Here is a 10421-nt window from a genome sequence, read left to right on the forward strand (position 1 = left end):
CCCCTCCCCGGCCCAGCCGCTGCCCCGCCGCACCCCGGGCGCGAACGGTCACCACCATCGCGGCGGCCAGCCCATCCCCGCGGCGGCGGCCGGCTCGATCGACCCCACCGCGGCGCTGGCCACTCTGTCGGCGCTGTCGGGCGGCCGTTCGCCGATGCTCCCCGGCGCGCTGGCCGGCACTCCGGCGACCCCGCCGCCGCCGCTGCCCAGCCCGTCCTCTGACCCGCGCCGCTGGCAGCGCATCGAGGTCACGCCCGAGCACCTCAGGGGCGGGCCGGTGCCCGTGCCCGAAGGGTACGCGGCCCAGCTCGGCATGCGCCCGGGCACGCTGCTGTCGGTCACCGGGCCAGGCGACAACGCGATCGTCCTGGTCTGGCAGGGGCACCAGCCGGTCTTCGACTCGCTGCTGCCGGTGCTGATGCGCCTGAACGCCCGGCCGGGCGACCAGGTCTACGTCACGGTGGACGGCTACCGCCTGGAGGCCCAGCTCACCGGCTGACCCGTCACGGGCCTCAGCGCAGGCGCCGGGGTCAGCGGAACAGGCCGAGGCGGTGGGCCGTGGCCGCGGCCTCCCCCCGGGACGAGACGCCCAGCTTGCCCAGGATGTTCGACACGTGCACGCTGACCGTCTTCACCGAGATGAACAGCTCCGCCGCGATCTCCCGGTTGCTGTGCCCGTTCGTCACCTCGCGCAGCACCTCCAGCTCACGCGCGGTCAGCCCGAGCGGCGCGCCGTCGGCGGCGGGAGCGGCGGGCTCGCCGACGCCGGCCCGGCGGCCCAGCACGTCGATCTGCGCCAGCAGCGGCGCCGCGCCCAGCCCGTCGGCCAGCTCGCGCGCCCGCGCCAGCCGCCCGGCGGCCTCCTGCCGCTCGCCCTGGGCCAGCGCCACCCGCGCCGCGCCGACCAGGCACTCCGCCTCGGCGTACGGCTGGCGCAGCGCCGCCCACGCCTGCACGGCCGCGTCCCAGGCCTTGGCGGGCGACACGGACTCCCCGGGCTCAGCCCCCTCCCCCGGTGATCGCGGCCCGGCCAGCGCGGTGAACGTGAGCCGGTAGGCCCGCTGCAGGTCGCCGTCGACCCCCAGCCGGTCGGCCAGCGCGCGCAGCCGCTCCCACAGCTCGTCCGACCCGGGCACGCCGCCCCGGCCGCCCGGCCCCTCGGCCCCGGACCGGCCGCCGGGCACGTCGGCGGACGGCGGCTCGCAGAGCCTGGCGAACGTCAGCAGCATCGGCCAGGCGTAACGCGGGCTGGCCGGCAGGTCGCGCTCGCGCAGAACCCGGCCGGCCTCCTCCACCGCCTGCCCGGCCTCGCCCCTGGCCCGCAGCAGCTCCACCTCGCGGCGCAGGTGCGGCAGCACCGTCTGGTCGCGGTGCGCGCCTCTGGCCAGCACGCTGCGCGAGGACGCCAGCTGCTCCTCGGCCCGGTCGAGCTGCCCTCTGGCCAGCGCGATGTCGGTGGCCAGGCCCTGCAGGCTGGCCAGGTAGGGGGCGGGCGGCACCAGGTCGACGGCCCGCTCGATGGCCTCGGTCGCGTCGTCCCAGCGGCCGAGCGACACCAGCGGCTCGGCCAGGTTGATCGACAGGAACGTGCCCGAGGTGCGGGCCAGCCCGTAGTGCGCGGCGTCGGCCACGCCTTCGCGGGCCACCTCGGCGGCCCGCTCGTGCCAGCCCGCGCCTTCGAGCGCGTCGGACTCGGAGACGGCGCAGCGCAGCAGCGCGTCGAACGCGCCGTGCTCGGCGGCGATGCGCCTGGCCTCGGCGAACGCTTCGAGCTGGGCCTCGATCTCGGAGTAGCCGTGGCGGGCCCAGATCAGCGTGATCATGGCGTGCACCTGGATCGCGGTGTCGCCGACCGCCTGCGCGATCTGCGCGGCCTGCTCGGCCAGCGAGATCTTCTCCGCCAGGTTCCTGGAGTGCTCCAGCATGCGCGAGAGCCGTTCGAGCACCTCGCCGCGCAGGGCGCTGGGCGGGTCGGCCGGCACCAGGGCGGCGGCCTGGTGCAGGTCGTCGAGAAAGCCGGGACGGCCGAACTGGAAGCGCATCAGCCCGCGCTGGTGCAGCACGTACGCGGCGGTGGCCGGGTCGCGATCGGGGTCGATCTCGGCCAGCGCCGCGCCGGCCAGCGCGATGCCGCGTTCGTACTCCCCGGCCAGGTGGGCGGCCATGGCGGTCTGGACGAGCACGGTGACGTGGTCGCATTCGATGCGCTCGCGCGCGTCGGGCACCTGGTCCCACAGCTCCAGGACCCGGGAGAGCATGCGCAGCCGCTCGTCGTAGGCGGTGGCCTTGCCCGCGGCGGCGGCCGCGCGCCAGGCGCTGACCAGCGCCCAGATGGAGTCGTGCGCGGCGTGCCAGTGGTGCGCGACCTCGATGGCGTTGCGCGGCGCGGGCACGATCGACGGGTCGGCCTCCAGCGCCTGGGCGTAGCGGGTGTGCAGGCGGGTGTGCTCGCCGGGCAGCAGGTCTTCGTGCAGCGCCTCGCGGATGAGCGCGTGCCTGAAGGCGTAGCCCTCGCCGTCGACCACCAGCACGTTGCCGGCCACGGCGGGGCGCAGCGCGCGTGACATCGCGGTGTCGTCGAGCCCGGCGACGGCGCTGAGCAGGGTGTGCTCGATGCGCTGGCCGCCCGCGCTGGCCACCCGCAGCAGCTCCTGGGTCTCTTCCGGCAGCCGCTCGACGCTGGCCAGCAGCAGGTCGCGCAGGGACTCGGGCAGGGCCTCGCCGCCGCCGGCCTCGCTGAGCAGCGCCTCGACGAACAGCGGGTTGCCCTCGCTGCGTGAGTAGATCAGGTCCATCGCCGCCGGGGACGGCTGGCGCCGCAGGATGCTGGCCGCCTGCGCCACCACCTGCCTGCGGGTGAGCCGGCCGAGCTCGACCCTGCTCACCCACTCGATGCGGCCCAGCTCGGCCAGCAGCGGCCGCAGCGGGTGGGTGCGGTGCAGCTCGTCGGTGCGGTACGTGACCACGATCAGCAGCCGCGCGGCCGTGCGCTGGTAACGCACCAGAAACGACAGCAGGTCGCGGGTGGAGCGGTCGGCCCAGTGCGCGTCTTCCACGACCAGCAGCACCGGGCGGTCGTCGGCCAGCCGTTCGAGCACCCCGAGCACCTGCTCGAACAGCCGCGCCCTGGCCTCTGGCCCGTCGTTGTCGGGCTCGCCGAACTCGGGCAGCAGCCGGGCCAGCGCCCGCGTGGTGCCGCCGGGCACCAGCGCGGCCACGCCGTCGCGGCCCAGCTCGCGCACCAGCCCGCGCAGCACGGCGGTGAACGGCGCGAACGGCAGGCCCTCCGTGCCCAGCTCCAAGCAGCCGCCGACGAGCACCAGCGCGTCGTCGGCCCGGCCGATGAACTCGTTGATCAGCCGGGTCTTGCCGACCCCGGCCTCGCCGCCGACGAGCACGGTGGACGAGGCCCCGGAACGCACGCTGGACAGCGCCTCGCCGAGCGCGCCCAGCTCGCGGGCGCGCCCGATGAACCGGGGACTGACCGTATGGATGCTCACGCGTCCAAGGATGCCATCCGGACCCGACAGAACTACAGGTCAGGTCCTACACAAAACCCGCAAAGACGTCAGCGAAGCACTTTGCGGAAGAAGGTGGCGGAAGCCTCGTAACCAAGGGCGTGGTAGAACTCGGGCGCCCGCCGGGTGGCCATCGCCACGTACCCGGCCTCGCGCGAGCGCGCCCACGTCTCGAACTCCTCCAGCAGCGCCCGGCCGATGCCCTGCCGGCGCGAGCCCGTCTGGACCATCGCCTCCTCGACCCAGGCCACCGGGCCGTTCGCGAACAGCGTCATATGGACGAACCCCAGCAGGTACCCGGTCACGCGCCCGCCCACCACGGCCGCCAGCAGCAACGCGTCCTCGTTCCGCAGCAACTGCGGCAGCGCCAGGTCGAACGCCTCGCGCTCGGGTCTGAACGTCAGGCCGAACTCGCGGGCCAGCGCGAACACCTCGTCCGCGTCCGCCTTGTCGGCCCTCCTGATCAGAAGATCATCTGCTGTCATGACAGATGACCCTAGATCGTCACGTACGTCCCGGGCAATCACAGATCGCCCAATCCGAGCTGCCGGGCGATGAGCATGCGCTGCACCTCGCTGGTGCCCTCGCCGATCTCCAGGATCTTGGCGTCGCGGTAGAAGCGGCCGACGGGGAACTCGTTCATGAAGCCGTAGCCGCCGAAGATCTGGGTGGCGTCGCGGGAGTTGTCCATGGCCGCGTTCGAGGCCACCAGCTTGGCGATGGCCGCCTCCTTCTTGAACGGCACGCCGGCCAGCATCTTCTCGGCCGCGTGGTAGTAGGCCAGCCTGGCGGTGTGCGACCTGGCCTCCATGTCCGCGATCTTGAACTGGATGGCCTGGTAGTGGCCGATCGGGTGGCCGAAGGCGCGGCGCTCCCTGACGTACTTGAGGCATTCGTCCACGCAGCCCTGGGCCAGGCCGACGCTGAGCGCGGCGATGGCGATGCGGCCCTCGTCCAGGGTCTGCAGGAACTGGGCGTAGCCGCGGCCGCGCTCGCCGAGCAGGTTGCCCGCGGGCACGCGGCAGTCGGCGAAGGACAGTTCGCGGGTGTCGGAGGCGTTCCAGCCGACCTTGGAGTACTTCTTGGAGACGGTGAAGCCGGGCGTGCCCGCCGGGACGAGGATCGTGGAGATCTCCCGCTCGCCGGTGAGCGCGGCCACGCCGACGACGCCGGTGATGTCGGTGCCGGAGTTCGTGATGAACGCCTTCGTCCCGTTGATCACCCATTCGCCGCCGTCGAGCACGGCCGTGGTGCGCATGCCGCCCGGCACGTCGGAGCCGCCGCCCGGCTCGGTCAGGCCGAACGCGCCGAGCATCTCGCCCGAGGTCAGCTTGGGCAGCCACGCGCGGCGCTGCTCCTCGGTGCCGAAGCGGTAGATCGGCATCGCGCCCAGCGACACGGCCGCCTCCAGCGTGATCGACACGCTGGAGTCGACGCGGGCCAGTTCCTCCAGCGTCACGCAGAGGGCGAAGTAGTCGCCGCCCATGCCGCCGTACTCCTCGGGGATCGGCAGGCCGAACAGCCCCATCGCGCCCATCTGCCGCACGATGTCGTAGGGGAACTCCTCGCGCTCGTAGAAGTCGCCGATGACCGGCGCGACCACGTCGCGTGAGAACGATTCGACGGTCTTGCGCAGCTCTTCGTACTCGTCGTTGAGCATGGCTGTCAGCCTTTCGCGAGGGCCTGGACGACGCGGGACGGGCTGGGCCGGCCCAGCGCCCCCGCCAGCCAGGTGCTGGTGGATACGAGCTTGTCCAGGTCGAGCCCGGTCTCGATGCCGAGCCCGTGCAACATCCAGACCAGGTCTTCCGTGGCCAGGTTGCCGGTGGCCGACTCGGCGTAGGGGCAGCCGCCGATGCCGCCGGTGGAGGCGTCGACCGTGGTCACGCCGGCCTTCAGCGCGGCCAGCGTGTTGCCCAGCGCCTGGCCGTAGGTGTCGTGGAAGTGCACGGCCAGCCGCGCGGGCGAGCCGAACGCCTCGATCAGCGCGGTGACGTGGCCGGGCGTGCCGACGCCGATCGTGTCGCCCAGCGACAGCTCGTGACAGCCCAGCCCGAGCAGCCGCTCGCCGACCGCCACCACCTGCGAGACGGGCGTCGGCCCCTCCCACGGGTCGCCGAAGCACATCGACACGTACGCCCTGACCTTGACCCCGTGCTCCAGCGCCCGGGCCACGACCGGCTCGAACATGACGAACTGGGACTCCAGCGTCCGGTTGAGGTTCTTGGCGGCGAAGGTCTCGGTGGCGCTGGCGAAGACCGCGATCTCGGTGACGCCGCGTTCGAGCGCCCGGTCCAGGCCGCGCTCGTTCGGCACCAGCACTGGGTAGCGCACGCCGGGCCGCCGGTTCAGCCGGGTGAGCAGGTCCTCGGCGTCGGCGAGCTGCGGCACCCACTTGGGGTGCACGAAGCTGGTGGCCTCGATCACCCGGTGCCCCGCGTCGGCGAGCCGGTCGATGAACTCGGCCTTCACCTCGACGGGCACGATCGCCGACTCGTTCTGCAGCCCGTCGCGCGGGCCGACCTCGTAGATCGTGACCTGCCGCGGCAGCCCTTCCATCGGGTACGGCATCACGCCTCCTCGCTCGTCACCACGGCCAGGACCGCGTCCATGTCGACCGGCTGGCCGGCCTGTACGGGCAGTTCGCCGATCAGGCCGTCCCTGGGGGCGGTGACGGTGTGCTCCATCTTCATGGCCTCCACGATGAGCAGCGGCTGCCCCTCGCTGACCCGGTCGCCGACCTGGGCCTTCACCACCAGGACGGTGCCGGGCATGGGGCTGCGCACCACGCCGTCGCCGGCCGTCCCGGCGCCCGGCCGGTCTCCGGGGTCGCCGATCAGGTGCCTGGTGAACGTCCAGGCCTGGCCGTCGCGGCCCAGCCAGAGCGTGTCGCCCTGTCTGGCGTGCAGGTAGTGCCCGGTGCGTCCGCCGAGCGTGACGGTCAGCTCGGCGCCGTCGGCGCGCAGCCTGGCCGGAACCGGCGTCTCGCCGACCATGACCTCGGCGGCGCGCGCGGGCAGCCCGCGCACCTGGACGGCGTGCACGCCGTCCCTGGACTCCAGGCGCCAGGTCGTCCAGGCCGGCGCGCCGACCCGCCAGCCGTCGGTGACCTGCCACGGGTCGCCGCCCTGCGGCAGGGTGTGGAAGACGAGCGCGGCTGCCGCGATCACCTCGGCGGGCGACTCGGCGGCCGGGAGCAGGTCGGGCAGGACGCGCTCGACCAGCCCGGTGTCCAGCTCGCCGGCCCGCACCGCCGGGTGCGCGGCCAGCGCCCGCAGGAACGGGACGTTCGTGACGACCCCGAGCACGGCGGTGCCGGCCAGCGCCCGGTCCAGGCCGCGCAGCGCGGACTCCCTGTCGGGGCCCCAGACGACGACCTTCGCCAGCATCGGGTCGAACGCGCTGCCCACGACGCCGCCCTCGGCCAGCCCGGAGTCCACCCGGACGAGCACGCCGCCGCGCCGGCCGGTCTCGGGCTCGCGCAGCACGTGCACGCGCCCGCCGCTGGGCAGGAAGCCGCGTGCCGGGTCCTCGGCGTAGACGCGGGCCTCGACGGCGTGGCCGCTGAGCCTGATCTCCTCCTGGCCGACCGGCAGCCGCTCGCCCGCCGCCACCCGCAGTTGCAGCTCGACCAGGTCGAACCCGGTGACGAGCTCGGTGACCGGGTGCTCGACCTGCAGCCGGGTGTTCATCTCCATGAAGTGGTGGTCGCCGGTGGTGCCGTCGACGATGAACTCGACCGTGCCCGCGCCGACGTAGCCGACGGCGCGCGCGGCCTCGACCGCCGCCGCGCCCATGCGCGCGCGCATCTCGGCGGGCACGAAGGGCGACGGCGCCTCTTCGATGATCTTCTGGTGCCTGCGCTGCAGGCTGCACTCGCGCTCGCCGAGGTGCACGACGTTGCCGTGGGTGTCGGCGAGCACCTGGATCTCGATGTGCCGGGGGTTCTCCACGTAGCGCTCGATGAGCAGCGTGGCGTCGCCGAAGGCGGCCAGCGCGGTGCGCCGCGCGGACTGCAGCGCCTCGCCCAGCTCGGCGGCCGAGCGGACCAGCACCATGCCCTTGCCGCCGCCGCCCGCCGACGGCTTGATCAGCGCGGGGAAGTCGTTCCAGGTCTCCAGCGCGTCGTCGGGCTCGGCGCCGCCGGGCACCACGGGCACGCCGGCGGCCGAGACGGTGGCCTTGGCGCGGATCTTGTCGCCCATCGCGTCGATGGCCTGCGGCGGCGGGCCGACGAACACCAGCCCGGCCTCGGCGCAGCGCCGCGCGAACGCGGCGTTCTCGGCGAGGAACCCGTATCCGGGGTGGACGGCCTGGGCCCCGGTGTCGCGGGCCGCCGCCACGATCGCCTCAATATCCAGATATTTCGTGACCTGGAGGGCTATGTCGGCTTCGCGGACGTGCCTGGCCTCCGCGTCCGCGTCCGTGTACACGGCCACCGACGTGACACCCAGCGCCCGCAGCGTCCTGATGATCCGGACGGCGATCTCACCCCGGTTGGCGATGAGGACTCTGTCGAACATGGTCACATCCTGAAGACGCCGTAGCCGACGGGTTCGAGCGGCGCGTTGGCCGCGGCGGAGAGCGCCAGGCCCAGGACGGTGCGGGTGTCGAGCGGGTCGATCACCCCGTCGTCCCAGAGCCTGGCCGTGGAGTAGTACGGATTGCCCTGGTGCTCGTACTGCGCCCTGATGGCGTCGGGATCGGCGTTGCCCACCGTGGTGAGCACGTTCGCCGCCTGCTCGCCGCCCATGACCGAGATGCGGGCGTTCGGCCACATCCACAGGAACCTGGGCGAGTACGCCCGTCCCGCCATGGCGTAGTTCCCCGCCCCGAACGAGCCGCCGATCACCACGGTGAACTTCGGCACCCGGGCGCAGGAGACGGCCGTGACCATCTTGGCGCCGTGCTTGGCGATGCCGCCCGCCTCGTACGCCTTGCCCACCATGAACCCGCTGATGTTCTGCAGGAAGACCAGCGGGATCGCGCGCTGGTCGCACAGCTCGATGAAGTGCGCGCCCTTCATCGCCGACTCGCTGAACAGGATGCCGTTGTTGGCCACGATGCCGACCGGGTGGCCGTGGATGTGGGCGAAGCCGGTGACGAGCGTGCTGCCGTACTCGGCCTTGAACTCCAGGAAGCGGGAGCCGTCGACGATGCGGCCGATCACCTCGCGCACGTCGTACGGGCGGCGGGTGTCGGCGGGGATGACGCCGTACAGGTCGCGCGGGTCGAGCCTGGGCTCGTCGGGCGTGACGGTCTCCCACGGCCTGGGCGCCCTGGGTGCGAGCGTGGAGACGATGTCCCTGACGATGGCCAGCGCGTGCGCGTCGTCCTCGGCCAGGTGGTCGGTGACGCCGCTGACCCGCGCGTGCAGGTCGCCGCCGCCCAGTTCCTCGGCCGTGACCTCCTCGCCGGTGGCCGCCTTCACCAGCGGCGGGCCGCCCAGGAAGATCGTGCCCTGGCCGCGGACGATCACCGCCTCGTCGCTCATGGCCGGCACGTACGCGCCGCCGGCCGTGCACGAGCCGAGCACGGCGGCGATCTGCGGGATGCCGCGCGCCGACATGGTGGCCTGGTTGTAGAAGATGCGGCCGAAGTGCTCGCGGTCCGGGAAGACCTCGTCCTGCCTGGGCAGGAACGCCCCGCCCGAGTCGACCAGGTACACGCAGGGCAGCCGGTTGTGCAGGGCCACCTCCTGCGCGCGCAGGTGCTTCTTGACGGTGATCGGGTAGTACGTGCCGCCCTTGACGGTGGCGTCGTTGGCCACGATCACGCACTCGCGCCCGGAGACCCGTCCGACGCCGGTGATGATCCCGGCGGCCGGGGCCTGGTCGTCGTAGAGGCCGTGGGCGGCCAGCGGCGACAGCTCCAGGAAACGGGAGCCCGGGTCGAGCAGGCCGTCGACCCGGTCGCGCGGCAGCAGCTTGCCGCGTTCGACGTGACGCTGCCGCGACCGCTCGGGACCGCCAAGCGCGGCCGTGGCGAGGCGGTCGAGCAGCTCGTTCGCCAGCCGCTCGTTGAGCTCCGCGTTCTGCTTGTACGCCTCGCCCCCGGGGTCGGCGGCCGACTTCAGCACCGGCCAGTCGCTCATGAGTCCCCTCTCCCTGTATGGCCGAGATGTTAGTCATCATTAACGTAACCGTCTAGCATGTGAGACGTGACGACGGTCCCGGCACCTCCTACCCGCAATCGCGGCCACCGCCGCATGGAAATACTCGCGGCGGCGGCCAGGCTGTTCGCCGCGCGCGGCTTCCACGGCGTCTCCATCGAGGACATCGGCGGCGCGGTGGGCGTTTCAGGCCCCGCGCTGTACCGGCATTTCAGCGGCAAGGACGCCCTGCTCGCCGAGATGCTGCTCGACGTCAGCTCGCGGCTGCGCGAGTCGGCCGCCGCGGTCGTCACCTCCTCGTCCGGGCCTGACGAAACGCTCGACGCGCTGCTCAACGTGCAGATCACGTTCGCCATCGAGCAGCCGGCGCTGATCACCGTGCACGACAGGGAACTGGGCAACGTGCCCGAGCCCGCGCGGCGGCAGATCAGGCGGCTGCAGCGGCTGTACGTCGAGGAGTGGGTGACCGTGCTGGCCGAACTGCACCCGGCGTGCCCGCCGGCCCGGCTGCGCGCCGCGACTCACGCCGTGTTCGGCCTGCTCAACTCCACGCCGCACAGCGCGGGCGAGCTGCCCGCGCCGTCGATGCGGCCGCTGCTGCGGGCGATGGCCCACGCCGCGATCGGCGCGGCCGTTAACACTCATTAACGTACCGGCGACGCTTCACCTCGGGCCTTGTCGTCTCAACTATCTAGATATATCGTCACCGTATCTCGATAGTTGGAGTGATCTCATGCACGAATCCGACTTCTGGGAGGAGCCCGCGGCCCCGCCGCCGCACGCCTTCCCAC

The 10421-nt window shown here is 72.9% G+C and carries 7 protein-coding genes and 1 pseudogene; 2 read left to right on the top strand and 6 right to left on the bottom strand.

What is annotated here, in order from left to right; all coding sequences use genetic code 11:
* Positions 1-499 (top strand): annotated as a pseudogene (locus tag HII36_RS50115) (hypothetical protein); the annotation flags it as partial.
* A gap of 31 nt (positions 500-530) precedes the next feature.
* Here the strand turns inward: HII36_RS50115 and HII36_RS59015 are convergent.
* The 6 genes from HII36_RS59015 to HII36_RS50145 all read right to left on the bottom strand — a co-directional run bounded on the left by HII36_RS59015 (position 531) and on the right by HII36_RS50145 (position 9612).
* On the bottom strand, positions 531-3500 hold the full coding sequence (locus HII36_RS59015; RefSeq protein ID WP_173530476.1) for a helix-turn-helix transcriptional regulator: 2970 nt from the start codon (positions 3498-3500) through the stop codon (positions 531-533).
* A 68-nt stretch (positions 3501-3568) separates the two neighbouring features.
* A complete protein-coding gene (locus HII36_RS50125; protein ID WP_173530477.1) occupies positions 3569-4003 on the bottom strand; it encodes a GNAT family N-acetyltransferase in 435 nt (144 codons plus the stop codon).
* A gap of 38 nt (positions 4004-4041) precedes the next feature.
* A complete protein-coding gene (locus HII36_RS50130; RefSeq protein WP_173530478.1) occupies positions 4042-5178 on the bottom strand; it encodes an acyl-CoA dehydrogenase family protein in 1137 nt (378 codons plus the stop codon).
* A 5-nt stretch (positions 5179-5183) separates the two neighbouring features.
* The gene (locus HII36_RS50135; RefSeq protein WP_173530479.1) at positions 5184-6089 is read right to left on the bottom strand and encodes a hydroxymethylglutaryl-CoA lyase; all 906 of its coding nucleotides are present in this window, start codon (positions 6087-6089) and stop codon (positions 5184-5186) included.
* Positions 6089-8041, bottom strand: a complete 1953-nt coding sequence (locus HII36_RS50140; RefSeq protein WP_173530480.1) for an acetyl/propionyl/methylcrotonyl-CoA carboxylase subunit alpha — start codon at positions 8039-8041, stop codon at positions 6089-6091. The genes HII36_RS50135 and HII36_RS50140 overlap by 1 nt, the downstream gene beginning before the upstream one ends.
* A gap of 2 nt (positions 8042-8043) precedes the next feature.
* Positions 8044-9612 (bottom strand): carboxyl transferase domain-containing protein, encoded by a 1569-nt coding sequence (locus HII36_RS50145; RefSeq protein ID WP_173530481.1) that lies wholly within the window; start codon positions 9610-9612, stop codon positions 8044-8046.
* Between the two features lie 114 nt (positions 9613-9726).
* Between HII36_RS50145 and HII36_RS50150 the strand changes: the two genes are divergently transcribed.
* Entirely contained in the window at positions 9727-10278 is a 552-nt protein-coding gene (locus tag HII36_RS50150) for a TetR/AcrR family transcriptional regulator (protein WP_173530482.1), read from the top strand.
* Positions 10279-10421 lie beyond the last annotated feature (143 nt).

This window comes from Nonomuraea antri (assembly GCF_013283785.1).
Lineage (GTDB): Bacteria > Actinomycetota > Actinomycetes > Streptosporangiales > Streptosporangiaceae > Nonomuraea > Nonomuraea antri.